The 19324-nt window shown below is 70.3% G+C and carries 15 protein-coding genes; 4 read left to right on the forward strand and 11 right to left on the reverse strand.

The genetic code is table 11. The features are described from left to right. Positions 1-16: 16 nt before the first annotated feature. The 4 genes from Tharo_RS15750 to Tharo_RS15765 all read right to left on the reverse strand — a co-directional run bounded on the left by Tharo_RS15750 (position 17) and on the right by Tharo_RS15765 (position 5740). Positions 17-1405, reverse strand: coding sequence for a sigma-54-dependent transcriptional regulator (locus Tharo_RS15750; protein ID WP_107222014.1), 1389 nt, complete (start codon positions 1403-1405; stop codon positions 17-19). A 1-nt stretch (position 1406) separates the two neighbouring features. Next, positions 1407-3185 (reverse strand): ATP-binding protein, encoded by a 1779-nt coding sequence (locus tag Tharo_RS15755; protein WP_107222015.1) that lies wholly within the window; start codon positions 3183-3185, stop codon positions 1407-1409. 124 nt (positions 3186-3309) lie between these two features. Beyond that, complete coding sequence (locus Tharo_RS15760; protein WP_107222016.1) at positions 3310-3636, reverse strand: sigma factor-like helix-turn-helix DNA-binding protein; 327 nt, start codon at positions 3634-3636, stop codon at positions 3310-3312. A 172-nt stretch (positions 3637-3808) separates the two neighbouring features. Further along, positions 3809-5740, reverse strand: coding sequence for an ATP-binding cassette domain-containing protein (locus Tharo_RS15765; protein WP_107222017.1), 1932 nt, complete (start codon positions 5738-5740; stop codon positions 3809-3811). 263 nt (positions 5741-6003) lie between these two features. Here Tharo_RS15765 and Tharo_RS15770 point away from each other — a divergent pair, with 263 nt between their 5' ends. Beyond that, a complete protein-coding gene (locus tag Tharo_RS15770; protein WP_107222018.1) occupies positions 6004-6699 on the forward strand; it encodes a hypothetical protein in 696 nt (231 codons plus the stop codon). A gap of 57 nt (positions 6700-6756) precedes the next feature. Here Tharo_RS15770 and Tharo_RS15775 read toward each other — a convergent pair whose 3' ends face one another. The 6 genes from Tharo_RS15775 to gshA all read right to left on the reverse strand — a co-directional run bounded on the left by Tharo_RS15775 (position 6757) and on the right by gshA (position 12461). After that, entirely contained in the window at positions 6757-7371 is a 615-nt protein-coding gene (locus Tharo_RS15775; RefSeq protein ID WP_107222019.1) for a 2-hydroxychromene-2-carboxylate isomerase, read from the reverse strand. 80 nt (positions 7372-7451) lie between these two features. Then, a complete protein-coding gene (locus tag Tharo_RS15780) occupies positions 7452-8336 on the reverse strand; it encodes a DMT family transporter (protein ID WP_107222020.1) in 885 nt (294 codons plus the stop codon). 5 nt (positions 8337-8341) lie between these two features. Further along, the gene (locus Tharo_RS15785; protein ID WP_107222021.1) at positions 8342-9016 is read right to left on the reverse strand and encodes a Z-ring associated ZapG family protein; all 675 of its coding nucleotides are present in this window, start codon (positions 9014-9016) and stop codon (positions 8342-8344) included. 19 nt (positions 9017-9035) lie between these two features. After that, complete coding sequence (locus tag Tharo_RS15790) at positions 9036-10061, reverse strand: FAD:protein FMN transferase (protein WP_107222477.1); 1026 nt, start codon at positions 10059-10061, stop codon at positions 9036-9038. A gap of 73 nt (positions 10062-10134) precedes the next feature. Next, complete coding sequence (gshB, locus tag Tharo_RS15795; RefSeq protein ID WP_107222022.1) at positions 10135-11091, reverse strand: glutathione synthase; 957 nt, start codon at positions 11089-11091, stop codon at positions 10135-10137. Between the two features lie 68 nt (positions 11092-11159). Next, positions 11160-12461, reverse strand: a complete 1302-nt coding sequence (gene gshA, locus Tharo_RS15800) for a glutamate--cysteine ligase (protein WP_107222023.1) — start codon at positions 12459-12461, stop codon at positions 11160-11162. Positions 12462-12704: 243 nt separating this feature from the next. Between gshA and putA the strand changes: the two genes are divergently transcribed. The 3 genes from putA (at position 12705) to cynS (ending at position 18405) form a co-directional block, all read left to right on the forward strand. Continuing rightward, entirely contained in the window at positions 12705-16496 is a 3792-nt protein-coding gene (gene putA / locus Tharo_RS15805) for a bifunctional proline dehydrogenase/L-glutamate gamma-semialdehyde dehydrogenase PutA (protein ID WP_245880934.1), read from the forward strand. A 143-nt stretch (positions 16497-16639) separates the two neighbouring features. Beyond that, positions 16640-17581 carry a putative RNA methyltransferase gene (locus Tharo_RS15810; protein WP_107222025.1) on the forward strand — a complete coding sequence of 314 codons (942 nt, stop codon included), beginning with the start codon at positions 16640-16642 and terminating at the stop codon, positions 17579-17581. Between the two features lie 374 nt (positions 17582-17955). Then, complete coding sequence (cynS, locus tag Tharo_RS15815; RefSeq protein WP_107222026.1) at positions 17956-18405, forward strand: cyanase; 450 nt, start codon at positions 17956-17958, stop codon at positions 18403-18405. A gap of 307 nt (positions 18406-18712) precedes the next feature. Here cynS and Tharo_RS15820 read toward each other — a convergent pair whose 3' ends face one another. Then, a complete protein-coding gene (locus Tharo_RS15820; protein ID WP_107222027.1) occupies positions 18713-18952 on the reverse strand; it encodes a DUF3079 domain-containing protein in 240 nt (79 codons plus the stop codon). Positions 18953-19324: the final 372 nt, after the last annotated feature.

Below are 19324 nucleotides of genomic sequence, written 5' to 3' on the forward strand. Positions count from 1 at the left end.
TTTTCAGTGACAGCCGTCACCGTTCGGTGACAATCCCCCAGCGCTTCATGCGTACGTAGAGATTCTGTCGGGGGATGCCGGACAGGCGGGCCGCTTCCGAAACGTTGCCGTGTGCCGCTTCGAGCAGGCGGACCATGTAGTCGCGCTCGAACGACGCCCGTGCGTCCTGATAGCCCAGCGCAGCCTGGGAGGACTCCGCCTGCCCGGGGCCGAGCTCGAGGCCGGCCCTCGGGGCGTCGAAACCTTCTGGAAACAGATGAATGTCGTCGATCGGGCCATCGCCATGCAGTGCGACGGTCCGCTCGATGCAATGCTGCAACTGGCGGACGTTGCCTTCCCACGGGTGGTGTTCGAGCGCCTCGACTGCCGCCGGGGTGAAGGGCCCGCAGTGGCGTCCGAACTTGGCGTTGAAGGCCTCGAGAAAGTGCATCGCCAGCGGCAGGATGTCCCCGGTACGTTCGCGCAGGGGCGGCATCACGATGGTCACCACTGCGATGCGGTAGTACAGGTCCTCGCGGAAGCGGCCCGCTTTGATCTCTGCCTGCAGCGGGCGGTTCGTGGCGCAGACCAGGCGAAAGTCCGCCTTTCGCGTCTGAGCACTGCCGATCCGCGTGTAGGAGTTGTCCTGCAGCACGCGCAGCAGGCTGCTCTGCAGTTTGGGGCTCATATCGGCGATTTCGTCGAGGAAGAGTGTGCCGCCGTGCGCCTTTTCAAAGTAGCCGGCGGTGGCCTGCCCGGCGCCGGTGAAGGCGCCTTTCTCGAAGCCGAACAGCAGGCTCTCGAGGAGCGTCTCGGGCAGGCCGCCGCAGTTGACCTCGAGGTAGGGCTGTCCCGAACGCGCGCTGAGACCATGGATCAATTTCGCCGCGAGGTCCTTGCCGGTGCCGCTCTCGCCTTCGAGCAGCACCGTGATGTCGATGCCGGCGACGCGCTGCAGCTGAGCTTGAGCGTAGGCCATCGCCGGTGACTGGCCGACGATGACCGGCAGGTGAGTTCCGGTGTTGAGCTGCGCACGCAAGGTGTCGATGTCCCTGTAGGCCTGATCGAGCTCCAGTGCCTTGCCGATGACCGCCTCGAGGGCGTCTATGTCCTCGAAGGGCTTGGTCTGATAGTCGAAGACGCCCTCACGAACCGCGGCGACCGCGTCGCGTACGTCGGCAAAGCCGGTCATCAGGATCGCGACCAGGCGCGGGCGCTGCCGGCGCAGCTCGCGCAGCAGGTCGATGCCGTTGGCGTCGGGCAGGCACTGATCCATCAACACCAGGTTGAAATCCGTCGCCGCGAATCGCTGTCGGGCCTCGCGCGCGTCGACGGCGAGACTCAATTCGGCGGTTTTGGCGAGGAGCCGTTCGAGAAAGACCCGGGTGTGCCGGTCGTCATCGACGATAAGTATCTTGGGGGGCATGTCAGCCTGCTGAGGCAGCGTTCGAAGGCGAGTCAGGCAACCACAACGCAATTCGCGTGCCACTGCCGGGCTTGCTGCTGGCGGTGACCTGGCCATCGTGCAGCAGGGCGACGTGCTGCACGACCGGCAGTCCAAGGCCGGTTCCATCGGTGCGCGTGGTGAAGAAGGGTGCGAATATCTGTGCCAGGACCTCGGGCGTCATGCCCCGGCCGTGGTCGGTGACGGTGAGCGACCAACCCGGCACGCCGCGCGTGGCGTCGGTATGCGGTGTCAGCGAGATCGTGATCGGGGGGCCGTCCGCGCTCGAGTGCTGGCTGGCGTTCATGAACAGGTTGAAGAGCGCATGCCGGATCAGTACCGGATCGACCGAAAGGTTGACCGGGGTCGTGGGCAGGTCCATCTCCACCGCTGGATGCTCTTTAACGGCCTGGCGAAACAGGAGCACCGTGTCCTCGATCAGGCTCGCCATGTCGGTCGGCTTGCGCTCGAAGCCGGATACCCGCGAGAAGGCCAGCATCCGCTTGACGAAGTCGCGGCAGTCTTCGCCCGCGACGCGGATGTCGTGAAGCAGTTCGCGCAGATGTGCCGGCGCGTCCACGTCACGCTCGGCGAGTTGGGCCAGATTGACGACGCCGACGAGCGGATTGTTCAGCTGATGGGAAATGCTGCCGACCATCGTGCCCAGTGCCGACAGTTTCTCAAGCTGCAGGATGCGCTGGTGCTCGGTGTCCAGGCGCAGCAGCTGATGTTCGAGCTCGTGCTGTCGGCGGTAGTCGCGTTCGACGCGGTCGAGCGCGGCGTACAGCACGGCGAGGAGGCCCAGCCCCACGAGCAGGCTGACGCCGATGGCGACGCCAATCGAGAGCTGGAACATCTCCTCCAGCGCGGTGATGTCGCGCAGCACCACCAGCTCACCCAGCTCGTGCCCCTCGGTGTCCCTGAACGGAACCGGTGCAAGGTGCAGCGTGCGGCCTTGATCCTGGATCTCCGTCGTATCACCCGCCAGCAAGGCGGCGAGCTTGGTGTGGTCGAGCGTTGGGGGGATGTGCGCACTCGTCTTCGCAATGATCACGCGGGTGTCGAAGCGCTCCCAGTCGCCGGTGCGCTTCATCAGCGCCTGCCCCTGTTCCCACTGGCTGCGCGAGAGTTGTGCCTTGTCGACGAGCACGAGCAGGTCGACGCCCAGGCTCTGGCTGATTTCGTCGATCAGGTGCTCGATCTCCTTGCCGATCTCGACGTAGCCAACCACCACGCCGTCACGCTTCCAGGGCAGCACCAGGCGCAGGGTCAGTGTTCCCATCACGCCGAGGTCGAGGCCGCGCACCGGCCCCTGGCTGTCGTGCGCCTTCAGCATCGTGGCCCGCTCGATCCTGTCGCCCGACTGCCCGGGGCTGTGGAAGCGGTAGAGGGTCGCCAGGTCGGGGCGTACGAGATAGAGATGGGTGATGCGGTGCTCGGCCTGCAGGGTCGAGAACAGGCCATCGCCCAGGCGGGCGACCTCCTCACGGTCTCCGCGCTCGAAGGCCGACTCCATCGCAGCGTTGGTCATCAGGGCGCGCGTAGTCGCCATCATCAGGTTGGTGTCCTTGGCGAGCTTCTGTTCGAAAAGTTGCGACACCGCCGCGGAGCGCTCGCTCAGGTCGCGGTCGCGCACGCGCATCTCGACCGCGTAGAAGGCAGCCACGAAGACATGGAGGACGATCAGGAGCACCAGTGCGTAGGGTGCGATGAACTTGGTTTTGATGCGTTTCGGGTATTCAAGGGGTGAGACGGTCGTCATGCCTGTCCTTGTGCAAGGTGTCGTTCAAGGCGTTCCGGGCAGTGCTTACCAACAGACGGACCGAGGTCGTGATCTGAAATGAGAAAGGCTGTCCTTCGAGAAACGCTCGACGTTAGCCCATGGCCTATCGATGGTACAGGGGTGACTCTCGCCCGATCCGCTCAGGCTCGCTCACCGCCCTTCGTCCCGGCATGCCCTGTGCCGCCACCAGGCCCGCGCTGCGGGCCTGCCGCCACAGCGCACGCTGCAGCGCGAAGCGCGCCCGGCTCAGGCGCGAACGCACCGTGCCCACCGGCACGCAGAGCAGTGCCGCGGCTTCGGCATAGGAATACCCTTCCACGTCGATCAGCATCTCGACGGTCCGGTAGCAGTCGGGCGGGCGCTCGAACAGGAAAAAGGCCGCGAAAGAGCTCGCATGAGACCAGTACTCAGGGCAGTTGCTGGCTGGCATGCGCGAGGCCCTCGATGGGCGCGCTGGCTGGCTGGAAATGAGGAAGCGGGAAGCGGGTCGAGAAGCAGCGTTCAGGCACTTATTTGCGACAGATTCTCATCATCGATCTCAATGCCGTCCTGCGTAAAGCCACTCTCCGGAGAAAACCGTTTCCCGTCACCCGCTGCCGCCCTCACTCCACCGGAATCGCCTCCAGCGCCTCGTGCAGTTCGAGCCAGCGCAGCTCGGCGTCCTCGATGCGGGCGGCGAGTTCGGCCTGGCGCTTGTGGAGCGCGGGGACTTCACTGGCCTGCGGGCCGGTGTATAGCGCGGGGTCGGCGAGCTTCGCGTCGAGTTCGGCCTTCTCCTTGTTCCACGCCGCGAGGCGTTTGTCGATCTGCTCGACCTCCTTCACCAGCGGGCGGCGCGCCACCAGGCGCGCCTGGCGCTCGGCGGCAGCCTGGGCGCGGTCGGCCTTGCGCGCGGCCTTGTCCGCCGCCTGGTCGGGACAGCCTGCCGCCGCGGTGATTTCGGCGCGGCGGGTGGCGAGCCAGTCGCGGTAGTCGTCGAGATCGCCGTCGAAGGGCTGGATGCGGCCGCCGTCGACGAGCAGGAAGCGGTCGCAGGTCGCACGCAAGAGGGCGCGGTCGTGGGAGACCAGCACCATCGCGCCTTCGTAGTCCTGCAGCGCCATCGTCAGCGCGTGGCGCATCTCGAGGTCGAGGTGGTTGGTCGGCTCGTCGAGCAGCAGCAGGTTGGGGCGCTGCCAGATCAGCAGCGCCAGCGCCAGGCGCGACTTCTCGCCGCCCGAGAACGGCCCGCAGGGCGTGGTCGCCGGCGTCGAAGTCCCACCCACACCGTCGCCGCGGAAGTCGAAGCCGCCGAGGTAGTCGCGCAGTTCCTGCTCGCGCGTCTGCGGGTCGAGGCGGACCATGTGCTGCAGCGCCGACTCGTCCGGGCGCAGGGTTTCGAGCTGGTGCTGGGCGAAGTAGCCGGTGGCCAGGCCCTTGCCTTCCAGGCGGCGGCCGCGGGCGAGCTGCAGTTCGTCGGCGAGGAGCTTGATCAGGGTCGATTTGCCGGCGCCGTTGCGCCCGAGCAGGCCAACGCGCTCGCCCGGGCGCAGGGTCAGGGTGATGCGCTCGAGCACCGTCTTGTCGCCGTAGCCGACGACGCCGTCCTCGATCTGGAGCAGCGGATCGGGCGCCGGCGGCGCGTCGCGGAAGGCGAAGCTGAAGGGCGTATCCACGTGCGCGGCGGCGATGCGCTCCATCCGTTCGAGCGCCTTGATCCGGCTCTGCGCCTGGCGCGCCTTGGTGGCCTTGGCGCGGAAGCGGCGGATGTAGTCCTCCATGTGCGCGATCTCGCGCTGCTGCTTGTCGAACATCGCCTGCTGCTGCAGCAGGCGCTCGCCGCGCTGGCGCTCGAAGTCGGAATAGCCGCCGCTGTAGAGCGCGAGCTTCTGCTGCTCGATGTGGGCGATGTGGCTGACGCAGGCGTCGAGGAACTCGCGGTCGTGCGAGATCAGCAGCAGGGTGCCGCGGTAGTCGCGCAGCCAGGCTTCGAGCCAGATCACCGCGTCGAGGTCGAGGTGGTTGGTGGGTTCGTCGAGCAGCAGCAGGTCGGAGCGGCACATCAGCGCCTGCGCCAGGTTCAGGCGCATCCGCCAGCCGCCGGAGAAGTCCGCCACCGGGCGCTCGATATCGGATTGCAGGAAGCCGAGACCGTCGAGCAGCGCCGCCGCGCGCGCACGCGCCGAATAGCCGCCGATCTCGTGCAGGCGGGCGTGGAGTTCACCGATATGGCTGCCATCGTGGGCGGCTTCCGCCGCGGCGAGCTCGGCCTCGATGCGGCGCAGCTCGGCATCGCCGTCGAGCACGTAGTCGATCGCCGCCTGCGCCAGGCCGGGCGTTTCCTGGGCGACATGGGCGATCACCCAGCCGGGCGGCAGATCGAGGTCGCCCTGATCGGGGTGGAGTTGGTCGCGCAGCAGCGCGAACAGGCTGGATTTGCCGCTGCCGTTGGCACCGGTGAGGCCGACCTTCCAGCCGGGGTGGATCTGCAGGCTGGCGCCTTCGATCAGGATTTTGGCGCCACGAGCGAGGCGCAGGTTGCGAAGGCTGATCACGAACGTAAACGCGGCCGGGCGGCCGCGGAGTCATGTAAAGGCGCTATTCTACGCCCCAGTCACTCTACGCCCCAGCCACTACGCTCCAGCCGTATCGCCCCCGGAAACCGCGCGCATGTCCAGCTCTCACACGCCGACTCCAACCCGCCCCGCCCCTTCCGCCCGCTTGCCTCCCTGTCGGCGGCCGCCCAGCGTCCGCCCGCCGCACGGAACAGGCCGGCGCGGCCCGCTGTTCACCGCCCCTGCCGGGCAAGGCCCGGGGGATGATGCTCGCCCTCCTGATCGTGCTGGCGGGCGTCGCCGCCCTGCCGGACGCCGCCCGCGCCCAGCCGACGACAGCACGTCCGCCGGGTGACGACAGCGCCCGCATCGCCGAACTCGAAGCCGAAGGCAAGGCCTTGCGCGCCCAGGCCGAAGCCACCTATCGCGCCGCGGAGGCGGCCTGCCACGAGCGCTTCCTGGTCAATCGCTGCATCGACCTGGCCAAAAAGGAACGCCTCGACACCATCACCCGCGCGCGCGGACTGGAAGCCGAAGCGCGCCGCCTCGATCTGGCCGAACGCCAGCGCGCCGCCGACGCCGCCCGCGCACGCGCGATCGACGCGCCGCCAGCCGAGCTCCCGCCGGCACAGGTCCTGCCCGTAGCCCCGGACCTGCCACAGCTACCAGCAACACCGGAAACCCCGGCAGCGGAAGCCCCCGCGCCCTCCGCTTCCGACTCCGCCCCCCCGGAGACCGCCCCCGACGCTGCGCGCATCCGCGCCGAACGCGAAGCCGCCAGCCGCGCCGCGCAGGACGAAACGGAGCGCGCGCGCGCCGCGCGTGACGCCGAACGCGCCGCCGAACGGCGACAGGCGGAGGACGCTGCCGCCGAGCGCGCCGCCCAGGCCGAGCGCGACCGCGCGCGCTACGACGAGCGTCTGCGCAAGTACGAGGAAGAGCAGGCCGGCAGGAAGTAAGGCCGGCCCCGTAAGCGCGGCGTGCCCACCCCGGCCGCCGGACCCAGGCCGCGGACGTCAGGTGCGCGCCACGCCCCCCTGCCGCGCCCACGCCAGCGCATCCTCGAGCCGGTCGTTGCCCCAGAACAACTCGTCGCCGACCCGAAAGCTGGGCGCCCCGAACAGGCCAAGCTCGGCGGCGCGCTCGGTCTGGCAGCGCAGGGCGAGCTTATTGGCGTCGCTCTGCGCGCGCGCGAGCAGCTCGGCGGCCGGCAGGCCGAGGCCGTCGAGGATCGCCCCGATCACCGCTGGCTCGCCGATCTCGCGGTCTTCGGCGAAGTTGGCGCTCATCACCGCGCGCGCGAACGGCCCCACCCAGCCTTCATGGGCGCCGAGCAGCGCCACCCGCGCGGCGAGCAGGCCGTTGCGCGGAAAGCGGCTGGGGTGGTGGAAAGGCAGCCCCTGCTTTGCGGCGAGGCGCTCGAGATCGCGCCACATGTAGCGTCCCTTGGGCGGATAGATGTTGAACGGCGAGTCGTTCCAGCCCAGCGCCATGAACACCGGGCCGAGCAGAAAGGGGCGCCACTCGATGTCCACCCCGGCGGCCTGCGCCGCCGCTTCGATGCGCATCACGGACAGGTAGGAATAGGTGCTGGCGAACTCGAACCAGAACTCGACGACCGGACGGGACATGGGCACGGCTCCACAACAGGAACGCCGCCACTATAGAGCATCGGCCCCGGGCGCGCGCCGCCCGGGAACAGCGGCGCGGCTCAGGCCGGCCGGTTCGCCACCCAGATCCCGGTGCCGACCAATGCCAGGGCAGCGAACACCGCCGGAGTGAGCGGCTCGCCGAGGAACACGCCGCCGGCCAGCACCCCCATCACCGGGGTCAGGAAGGAAAACGACGACAGGCGCGTCGCCGGGTACTCCCGCACCAGCCAGAACCAGGCGAGGTAGGACGCCCCGGCGACGATCACGGTCTGGAACAGCAGGCCCGCCCACACCAGCGGGGTCGGCGCGAACACGCCGGGTTCGCCGAGGGCGTACGACAGCGGCGGCAGGGCCAGCGCCGAGACGCCGAGCTGGTAAAGCAAGGTCTTCTCCACCGAGGCCCGCGCCAGCGCGCTGGCCTTCACCGTCAGCGTCGTCGCCGCCCACAGCAGCGCGGCGACGACGATCATCAGGTCGCCCATCCAGGCATCGCCCGCCGGCACGAACAGGTGCTCAGCGAACAGCACGACGACCCCGGAAAACGCCATCGCCATTCCCGCCCACTGGGCGCGGCGCATGTGCTCGTGCGGCAGCAGCCAGACCGCGCCGAGAGCGACGAAGAAGGGCGCGGTGTACAGGAAGATCACCCCGCGCGAAGCCGAGGTGAGCTGCAGGCCGAGAAAGATCAGTGCAAATTCGGCCGCGAACAGCAGCCCGGCGAACAGCCCCGGCAGCAGCGTGCGGTCGCGCCCGAACAGCCTGACACCGCGCAGCGCCGCCCAGCCGAACACGATCGCCGTGGCGCCGAGCGAGCGCACGCCGGCCTGCCACACCGGCGAAATGCCGACGCTGGTGAGCTTGATCGCCACCTGCTGCAGCCCCCAGATCGTGCACAGCAACGCCATCAGGCCGATCGCCAGGCGGTCGAGTTCGTGCTTGGGCATCGGGCTCACTTCGCCTCTTCGCCACGCCCGGCGCGTTCGCCGGAGACTTCTTCCGCGATCGGATCGAGGGCGACGCCGGCGGCGTCCTCCTCCCGGCGCTCCTCGTCGATCCCGGCATCGCCGGCCACGGTCCGGGCGGGCGCGGCTCCGCCTTCCTCACGTTCGCCGCCTTCGTCGCCTTCGCCGTCTTCCTCGTATCCGCCGTCTTCGCCCTCGGCACCGATCCCGCCGCCCATCGCCGCGCCGGCGGCGATCGTGGCGGCCCCTGCGGCAGCGGCCGCCGCCCGCGATGCGGCCGCGCCCTCCCGCCGCTCATCGGCGCCGGGCCTGCCATCGGGCTCGGAAGCGGAGCCTTCGCCCACCACCTGCAAGGCCTCGATGCGCTGCGGGAAAGGCGCGTGCGACGGCGCCGAAGACAGCTTTTCGTAGCCGGCGGAGAGGTGTTCGGAGAGCGCCCTGTAGGAGTCCGCCATCGACACGAACAGGGTCGCGGTCTGGTCGAAATGCGCCGCGACCTCCGCGCGGTAGCGGTCGACTTCGTCCTGCTGCCGGCCCAGCTCGGCTTCCAGCTCGTCGATACGCGCCTTCCCGGCGCCGAAGCGGCGGCCGACAAAAAAGCCGATCAGGGCCGCGACGATGACGGCGGAAATGGCGAGCAGCCAGGCGGTCTGTGGGGTCATGGTCTGGTCCTCCTTGCGTTCAATCGATCACCGTCACCTCGAGCGGTGCGGGAAACTGCAGCCGCGCGCGCAGCGCGCGGGTCACTTCGATGCGGCCGTCCTCGCCCACCCGCAGGCCGTGCTCGATGCCGTAGCGGCGCAGGTAGTCGCGCCAGGCGCCGCCGGCGAGGTAGGCGGGCTTGCTCGGCGCGTCCGACAGCGTACCCGCGCCGGGACGCGGCGTGACCAGGATGGTCAACGACTGGGTGCCGTGCGCCGGCTGGCCGCTGCGCGGATCGAGGAGGTGGGCGTAGCGTTCGCCGTCGAGCTCGAAATAGCGCTGATAGTCGCCCGACGTGCCGACCGCTTCGCCGTCGTACAGCGGCAGGGTGGCGAGCGGCGCCGGCGCGCGCGGGTGCTGGATGCCGATCCGCCACGGCTGGCCGCCCTTGTCGCCGAGCGCCATGACGTTGCCGCCGATGTTGATCAGCGCATTGTTCACCCCTCGTTCGCGCAGGATCGCCGCGGCGCGGTCGAGCGCGTAGCCCTTGGCGTAGCCGCCGAGGTCGAGCTGCACCGCGCGGTTGCGGCTTGCCACCCGGTTGCCGTCGATGACCAGGTCGGCCATCTGCGGGCGGGCCGCGAGCAGCGCCTGCAGCGCCGCCGGATCGGGCCGCCGGGGCACGAAGGTGTCGGTGTGAAACCCCCACAACGCGACCAGGGCGCCGAGCGCGGGGTTGAACAGCTCGTCGCCGGTGGCGGCGATGCGCTGGGCATCGCCGAGCATCGCGGCGAGTTCATCGGACACGGTGGCCGGCTCGCCGCGCGCGATCGCCTCGTTGAGCGCGGTCAGCCCGGACGGCTCCCAGGCGTGATAGGCGCGGTGGAGGCGGTCGAACTCGCGCAGCACCACTGCGGCCGCGGCGTCGGCCTGGGCCTGGTCGGCGCCGTAGACGGCAACATCGACGCGGGTGCCGAAAACGAAGGCTTCATGGTGGAACACCTGCGGCCGCGAACAGGCGCCGAGCGCGAGCGCGGCCACGAGCAGTGCCAGCAGCCGGAACAGGGCGCCGCCGGAACGGCGGGAAACCCTCACCGTCCCGCCTCCGCAAGCTCCCGCCGCGCCCTCGCCACCGTGCTCAGCCGCATGCCTGCTCCAGCACGTCGATAACCCGCGCGGCGACGTCGAAGCCCTGCTGCGCGGCGATCTCGACCATGCAGGTGGGGCTGGTGACGTTGATCTCGGTGAGGTGGCCGCCGATCACGTCGAGGCCGACGATCAGCAGGCCGCGCGCCCACAGGATCGGGGCGAGGAATTCGGCGATCTCGCGCTCGCGTGCGGTCAGCGCCATTGCCACGCCGCGCCCGCCGGCGGCGAGGTTGCCGCGCGTCTCGCCCGCCTTCGGGATGCGCGCGAGCGCATAGGGCACGACTTCGCCGCCGATGATCAGCACGCGCTTGTCGCCGTCGACGATCTGCGCCAGGTAGCGCTGCGCCATGATCGTGCGCGTGCCGTCGTGGGCGAGCGTCTCGACGATGACGTTGCGGTTGGGGTCGTCGGCGCGCACGCGGAAGATCTGGCTGCCGCCCATGCCGTCGAGCGGCTTCAGGATGACGTCGCCGAGCTCGTCGATGAAGGCGTGGATGTCGGCCGGGTCGCGCGCCACCAGGGTGGTCGCGGTGAACTGGGGGAATTCGGTGATCGCGATCTTTTCGGAGTGGTCGCGCACCGCGCGCGGGTCGTTGAACACGCGCACACCGGCCTGCACCGCGCGCTCGAGCAGCCAGGTGGCGGTGACGTATTCGAAATCGAAGGGCGGGTCCTGGCGCATCAGCACGGCGTCGAACGCGGCCAGCGGTCGCGCTTCGGCCGCGCCGGCGCGGTACCAGTCGTGATCCTCGTCGGCCAGGCTCAGCGGCACGCAGGCGGTGCCGGCGACCACGCCTTCGCGCCAGGCGAGCCCGGCGCGCTGCAGCGCCCACACGGCGTGGCCGCGGCGGGCGGCGGCACGCATCATGGCGACGCTAGAGTCCTTGTAGGCCTTCAGGCCGTCGAGCGGATCGAGAATGAACAGGAGCTTGAGCGGGCGGGACATGGGCGTTTCCGGAAATCGGTGCGGGAAGGAAAGGACGGCGGCGCGGGGCGGCGGGCGCCCCGCACGGCTCAGGCGGCGAGGCGGTCGTCGTCCGCGGCCGGCGCGGTTTCCTCGATTTCCACCGAGGCCGCGAGCAGCGCCAGGCGCGCGACCACGCCGTAGGCGTAGAAGCGGTTGGGCGGCGCGTCCGGCCCCTGGGCACGGTCGGGCAGGGTGCAGCAGGTGTCGAAGGCGAGCGGCTTGAAGTGCATGCCCGGGGCGTTGAGGTTTTCGTCGCGCCCGCGCTCCGTATGGACGCGGTAGAAGCCGCCCACGACGTAGTGGTCCATCATGTAGACGACTGGCTCGGCGACGCCGTCCTCGACCGTCTCGAAGGTGTGCACGCCTTCCTGGATGATCACCTCCTGCACCTGCAGGCCCTCCTTCACCACCGCCATCTTGTTGCGCTGGCGGCGGTTGAGGCCGACCACTTCGGAGGCGTCCTTGACCGTCATCACTCCCATGCCGTAGGTCCCGGCGTCGGCCTTGACCACCACGAAAGGCTGGTCGGTGACGCCGTATTCGCGGTACTTGGCGCGGATCCGGGTGAGCAGCGAGTCGACCTGGGCGGCGAGGCATTCCTCACCGGTGCGCTCCTGGAAGTTGATCTGGCCGCAGACGCCGAACTCGGGATTGATCCGCCACGGGTCGATGCCGATCTCCGCGGCGAAGGCGCGCGCGACGCGGTCGTAGCACTCCGCATGCCGCGACTTGCGCCGCGAATGCCAGCCGGCATGGAGCGGCGGGATCAGCCATTGCTCGTCGAGCCCTTTCAGCGGCGCGGGGATGCCGGCCGAAAGGTCGTTGTTGAGCAGCACCGCGCAGGGGTCGAAGCCGTCCACGCCGATGCGGCTACCGCTGCGGCGCAGCGGCTCCAGGGTCAGGGTGCTGCCGTTGGCCAGTTCGAGCACGGTGGGCGCGACGATCTCGGGCAGCAGGCTGCCGATGCGCACTTCCACTCCGGTCAGGCGCAGGATCGCCACCAGCTTGGCGACGTTCTGCAGGTAGAACTGGTTGCGGGTGTGATTCTCCGGGATCAGCAGCAGCTTGCTCGCCTCCGGGCAGATGCGCTCGATCGCCGCCTGCGCCGCCTGCACGCACAGCGGCATGAAGGCGTCGTTGAGGTTGTTGAAGCCGCCGGGAAACAGGTTGAGATCGACCGGGGCGAGCTTGAAGCCGGAATTGCGCAGGTCGGTCGAACCGTAGAACGGCGGCAGATGGTCCTGCCACTGGGCACGGAACCATTTTTCGATGTCGGTGGCGTTGTCGAGGAACTGGCGTTCCAGTTCGAGCAGCGGTCCGGTGAGGGCGGTGGTGAGGTGGGGAACCATGGATGTCTGTCTCTCGGGAGGACGCTGCGGCGGGGCAGTCCGCAGCGGATGGATTGGCCGGAATGTTACACCAAGGCCTGTGCCCGCCGGCGCGCGTGGCGCGCGCTTCACTCCGGCCGCCGATTATGGCTTCATATGTCCTCCTGCGGTGTGCCCGTTCGCGCCGCAGGCCGGCACCGGCGCCGGGTGGAACGCCCGCCCGCCACCGGCAGCGAGCGTCCCCCCCTGCAGGAGTTCCCGACCTTGAATCCGCCGCCCCTCCCGTCGCCCTCCCCGCCCGCCCTTCCGGACACCGGGACCGCCGCCGCAGCGCTGCCGCAGACGCCGCGCGGCGCCCTGCGCGCGGCCATCGAAGACGCCTGGCGCACGCCCGAGCCGGCCTGCGTGCCGCCCCTGGTCGAGGCCGCACGCCTCGATTCCGCGAGCGCGGCCCGGGTCCAGGCGCTGGCACACGAGCTGGCCACCGGCCTGCGGGCGGCACGCAGCCACGCGGGCGGGGTCGATGCGCTGATGAGCGAGTTTTCCCTGTCGAGCGCGGAAGGCGTGGCCCTGATGTGCCTCGCCGAGGCCCTGCTGCGGGTGCCGGACCGGGCCACCGCGGACCGCCTGATCCGCGACAAGCTGGCCGGCGGCGACTGGCACGCCCATCTCGGCCACAGCCCCTCGCTGTTCGTCAACGCCGCCGCCTGGGGGCTGCTGATCGGCCGTCGGCTGCTCGCCCCGCACGACCACGGCAGCCTGTCCGCGGCCCTTACCCGCCTGCCCGGCCGCGGCGGCGAGGCCCTGATCCGCAAGGGCATGGACCTGGCGATGCGCCTGCTGGGCGACCAGTTCGTCACCGGCCGCGACATCGGCGAGGCCCTGCGGCACAGCCGGGGGCCCGCGAAACGGGGCTACCGCCATTCCTTCGACATGCTCGGCGAAGCGGCGATGAGCGCGGCCGACGCCGAGCGCTACTTCGGCGCCTACGAAGCGGCGATCCACGCCATCGGCCGGGACGCCGCCGGGCGCGGCGTGATCGACGGCAACGGCATCTCGGTGAAGCTGTCCGCGCTCCACCCCCGCTACACCTGGTCGCAGCGCGAGCGCGTGCTCGCCGAGCTGCTGCCGCGCCTGCGCGCGCTGTGCACGCTCGCCCGCGGCTACGGCATCGGCCTCAACATCGACGCCGAGGAAGCCGACCGCCTCGACCTTTCGCTCGACCTCCTCGAAGCGCTCGCGGCCGACGACACCCTCGCCGGCTGGCAGGGCCTGGGCTTCGTCGTCCAGGCCTACCAGAAGCGCGCCCCCAGGGTGCTCGACTTCGTCATCGCCCTCGCCCGCCGCAGCGGCCGGCGCCTGATGGTGCGCCTGGTCAAGGGCGCCTACTGGGACACCGAGATCAAGCGCGCCCAGGTCGACGGCCTCGCCGGCTACCCGGTGTATACCCGCAAGGCCCATACCGACATCGCCTACCTCGCCTGCGCCAGACAGCTGCTCGCCGCGCGCGACGCGGTGTACCCCCAGTTCGCCACCCACAATGCCCACACCCTGGCCGCGGTGTTCCACCTCGCCGCCGCCGACGGCCGCACCTGGCAGCCGGGCGACTACGAGTTCCAGTGCCTGCACGGCATGGGCGAAGCGCTCTACGACCAGATCGTCGGCCACCCCGAACGCCACCGCCTGGTGCGCATCTACGCCCCGGTCGGCACCCACCGGACCCTGCTCGCCTATCTGGTCCGCCGCCTGCTCGAGAACGGCGCCAACACCAGCTTCGTCAACCGCGTCGTGGACCCGGACATCCCGATCGGGGCGCTGATCGCCGACCCCGTCGAACACGCCGCTCCGCTCGCCGGCGCGCCGCACCCGGACATCGTCCTCCCGGCCGCCCTGTTCGGCGCCGCACGGACCAATTCCACCGGCTTCGACCTCGCCAGCGAAACGGTGCGCGCCCGCCTCGCGGCCGCCCTCGCGCAATCGCGCACGATGCGCTTCAGCGCCGCGCCGCGCCCGTCTGCCGCGAACCTTGCCGCAGCCACGGCAACCGGCGCCCCCGGGCCCGCCTCCGGACTCGCCCCCGCCTCACCGCCGCCGGGCGCACGGCCGGTGCGCAATCCGGCGGCACACGGCGAGATCGTCGGCTACGTGACCGAGGCCGACTCCGCCACCGTCGAAGCGGCGCTCGCCGCCGCCCATGCCGCCGCCCCCGGCTGGGCCGCCCATCCCGCCGCCGCACGCGCGCAGATCCTGCTGCGCGCCGCCGAACGCTACGAAGCGAAGGCCGACATCCTGTTCGCGCTGGCGGTGCGCGAAGCGGGCAAATCCTGGGCGAGCGCAGTTGCCGAGCTGCGCGAAGCGGTCGACTTCCTGCGTTACTACGCGCAGCAGGCGCGCCGCTTCGACGCCGCGAGCCATCCACCGCTCGGTCCGGTGCTGTGCATCAGCCCGTGGAACTTCCCGCTGGCGATCTTCACCGGCCAGCTCGCCGCCGCGCTCGCCGCCGGTAACCCGGTGCTCGCCAAGCCCGCCGGGCCGACGCCGCTGATCGCCGCGTGCGCCGTCGACCTGCTCCACGAGGCCGGCATTCCCGCCGACGTGCTGCAGCTGCTGCCCGGCCGCGGCGAAGTCGTCGGCACCGCGCTGGCGGCCGATGCGCGCGTTCGCGCAGTGATGTTCACCGGCTCCACCGCGGTCGCCGTGCACCTCAATCGCACCCTCGCCGCACGCGGCGGCAACGTGCCGCTGGTCGCCGAGACCGGCGGCCAGAACGCGATGATCGTCGACTCCACCGCACTGCCCGAACAGGTCGTCGCCGACGCCCTCGCCTCCGCCTTCGATTCCGCCGGCCAGCGCTGCTCGGCACTGCGCGTGCTGTGCCTCCAGCACGACATCGCCGACGACCTGCTGCGGATGCTGTGCGGAGCGCTCGACGAGTTGCGGATCGGCGACCCGGCCGACGTCCGCACCGACCTCGGCCCGGTGATCGACGCCGCCGCGCGCGACGGGCTGGAAGCCCACGTCGCCGCGATGCGGGCAGCCGGGGCCGCGGTCACGCGCCGACCCCTGCCCGCCGCCTGCGCACACGGCACCTTCGTCGCCCCGACGGTGATCGAGATCGACCGCCTGTCCGCGCTTCGCGGCGAACACTTCGGCCCCGTCCTGCACGTGCTGCGCTACCACGCCGGCGAACTCGACGCCCTCGTCGATGCCCTCAATGCCACCGGCTACGGCCTGACCCTGGGCGTGCACAGCCGCATCGACGAAACCATCCGGCGCGTGGCGGCGCGCGCACGGGTCGGCAACCTGTATGTGAACCGCAACATGATCGGCGCCGTGGTCGGCGTCCAGCCTTTCGGCGGCGAAGGCCTGTCGGGCACCGGGCCGAAGGCGGGCGGGCCGCTCTACCTGCACCGTCTGCTCGCGCGCAGTCCCGGCCCGGCACTGGCCGACGGCGCGCTCGCGCTCAGCGCGGGCGACGAAGCCCGCGCCGCCGAGGCCCGCCTCGCGGCCCTGCTTGCCTGGCTCGATGGCGATGGCCGCACCCTGGTCACGGCCGCCGAGCACGCCGCGCTGCACGCCCGCGCCGACACCTGCCGCAGCCGTCGCCTCTCCGGCCTGACCCTGACCCTGCCCGGCCCCACCGGCGAGCACAACAGCCTGCGCTTCTGCGCCCGCGGCACCCTCGCCGGCCTGGCCCGCGACATCGCCGGCTACCTGCACCAGCTCATCGCCGCACTAGCCAGCGCGAACCGGCTGCGGACCAACGACGGGGAGACGGTGCGGCGCCTTCACGGCGCCCTGCCGGCGGCGCTGCAGGCGCACCTCTGCTGCGATCCCGGCTGGTTCGAGGCGGACTTCGGCGCCCTGCTCTTCGACGGCTCCGACACCGAGGCCGACGCCTGGCAGCGCCGCCTCGCCGCGCGCGACGGCCCCATCGTGCCGTTGCTGCGCCCCGCCCCGGACTACGATCCCGCCCGCCTCGTCCACGAACGCACGCTCAGCATCAACACCGCCGCCGCAGGCGGCAACGCGAGCCTGATGGCGATGCACGCCTGAATCCCGCCCGGCACGGAAACCTGCCGCCATTCCCGTTCGCCCCGAGCAACCCGCAAAGCGGGTGCGTCGAAGGGCATTTCGATGTGACAACGGCGGTTTCCAGGATAATCCGCCACGCCCACGATTTCCGTCCTTCGCCCCCCATGATCACGCCCTTCCAGGCCCTGGCCTGCCCCCTCGACGGCGAGCCCCTGCAGCGCGACGGCGCCGCCTGGCGCTGCGCCGCCGGCCACAGCTTCGACATCGCCCGCCAGGGCTACACCAACCTGCTGCCGGTGCAGCACAAACGTTCCCGCGACCCGGGCGACAGCAAGGAGATGGTCGCCGCCCGCCACCGTTTCCTCGACCCCGGCTCCGGCACCGGCACCGAGCCTTGCCCGCCCGGCCCTTACCAGCCACTCGCGGCTGCGGTCAGCCGCGCGCTGCTCGCCGGCCTCGCCCCCGGCGCCGCCGCCAGCTGCCTCGACGCCGGCTGCGGCGAAGGCTACTACCTGCGCCAGCTCGCCGCCGCGGCCGGGGAGCGCCACCCGCTCGCCCTGCTCGGGCTCGACATCTCGAAGTGGGCGGTGATGGCCGCGGCGAAGCAGGACAAACGGGCGAACTGGGTAGTGGGCAGCAACGCCGGCCTGCCGGTGCAAACGGGCACCCTCGACCGGGTGCTGTGCATGTTCGGCTTTCCGGTCCACGCCGAATTCGCCCGCGTGCTCCGGCCCGGCGGCGAATTGCTGCTGGTCGATGCCGGGCCCGACCATCTGCGCGAGCTGCGCGAAATCATCTACCCCGCGCTGAAGCCGGAACGCCCTGCAAACCCCCGGGCGCCGGACGGCTTTGCCGCGCTGCCGGCGGAGACCGTCCGCTACCGCCTCGAGCTCGCCGGCGCAGCGCAGATCGCCGACCTGCTGGCGATGACGCCGCACCTCTACCGCGCCAGCGCCGCCGGCCGCGCCCGGGCCGCGGCGCTGGACGCGCTGACGGTCACCGTGGACGTGCGCCTGGCGCGCTTCCGCCGGATCACTGCGTCAACCGCCGCTACGTCAGCGGGGACATGCGCCGAGGCGCCGACGCGAGCGAGCGAGAGCCGGTGAGGAAATCGTAGCGAGCAGGGCCGAGTACAACGCACGGGCAAGCGAACGGCGATACATATCAACGGGATAGGTGAGGAGTGAGCGAGTGCGCAACGCAGCAATCGGCCGGCGCGAAAGGGGAACGCCGGCGGAGGCCACTCCCCGGACGAAACTTTGCCCGGCCTGCGGCAAAACCCCGCCACCGCCAGCTTCCTGGCCGAACGCCTGCAGCCCCCGCGGCGCCCCGGGACTTGCGCACCCGCGTCATCGGCTCCCGCCCCGCCCGATATGACTCCGTTTTACGGCATGGGAGAGTTGGGCTACGATCGGGCGCGATTGCACCGGCACCTTGCGCGGTGACGTCCCAGAACCGATTCCTGCCTCCGGAGAATGTGATGATTTCCAGCCGTGACGAAGTAACCAGAACGATCTTGTCGGCCAAGGTCCGCAAGGGCATCAAGTGGGCCGATGTCGCCAAGGCCATCGGCCTGTCCAAGGAATGGACGACTGCCGGCTGCCTGGGGCAAATGACGTTCACCAAGGCCCAGGCCGAAATCATCGGCAACCTCTTCGGCCTCTCCGACGAAGCCGTCGCCTGGCTCCAGATCGCCCCCTACAAAGGCTCACTGCCCACCGCCGTACCGACCGATCCGCTGATCTATCGCTGGTATGAGGTCGTCAACGTGTACGGCAGCACGATCAAGGAGCTGATCCACGAAGAATTCGGCGACGGCATCATGAGCGCAATCGATTTCTCGCTCGACATCCAGCGCGAGGCGGACCCGAAGGGCGATCGCGTCAACGTGGTGCTGTCGGGCAAGTTCCTGCCCTACAAGAGCTACTGAACGAGCGCCGGGAAGCGGCTCCCGCCGACCGGCGCGGTGGAGCTGCTTCCCCACGGACGGAGAGACCCGCTGCACGGTGCGGATAGCGCTGCCGGCCTCGGGGTCGCTTCCCCACGCGAGGAGGCCCGGTGGAATAGCAGCGTTCAGAAATGGACGCTTGAGTTGCGTCCCCGCGCAGGGAGAGGCCCGGCCGGTAGCTGCCGCCGCGAGCGCGGAAGCGCGGTTGCTCTCCTGCGTACGGAGCGGCCCGGGCTCAAGCGCCCCATTACCGCCCTGCCGGCACAGCACCGGAGTCGAGCGCCGCGCCTCATCCGTCCGCCCCTTGCCCGGCCTCGCCGCCTTCCCCCGCCGCCTTGCCCGCTTCCTGCGCGGGAATCTCCAGCCCCCAGTCCCCGTACAGGTACCAGTCGTCGCCGAGCATCTCCGCCGGGTGCATCGTCCGCCCGGAGCCGTTGCCGCAGCCCAGCGAATCCGCCGGGCAGTACTTGTCGCAACCCCAGCAGATGCGCTCGGGATGCTTCGGATGCAAAGGGAATTTCTTGGCCATGATCGACAACCCTGCAGGGCATGGAGCGCCCACATAGTTGAGTAGATTAGTCGACTATGTGGAGATGAATTTGATCTCCATCAAGTGCGCTCGACCTCGATCTCCCGATTCCCCACCGGTTTCGATCTCCCCTGTCGGCGACCTTGCCACCGCAGGGGCGACAACGGCACCGTAGGGGCGACCCGGCGGGTCGCCCCTACAACGTTCGACGACCGACCAGGCCGGTGCGGTAGCGCCCACTGTTCGGAACCCGAATCCATGCGGATTTAGCGTCGATTGCACGTTCCATCACATCAAGAACGAAGCCTTGCGTTAAAATGCCATTCGCGTAACCATAGCGCCCCTGCCCACGCCCGAAACGGCGCCTGCCGG

Source organism: Thauera aromatica K172 (assembly GCF_003030465.1).
Classification (GTDB): domain Bacteria; phylum Pseudomonadota; class Gammaproteobacteria; order Burkholderiales; family Rhodocyclaceae; genus Thauera; species Thauera aromatica.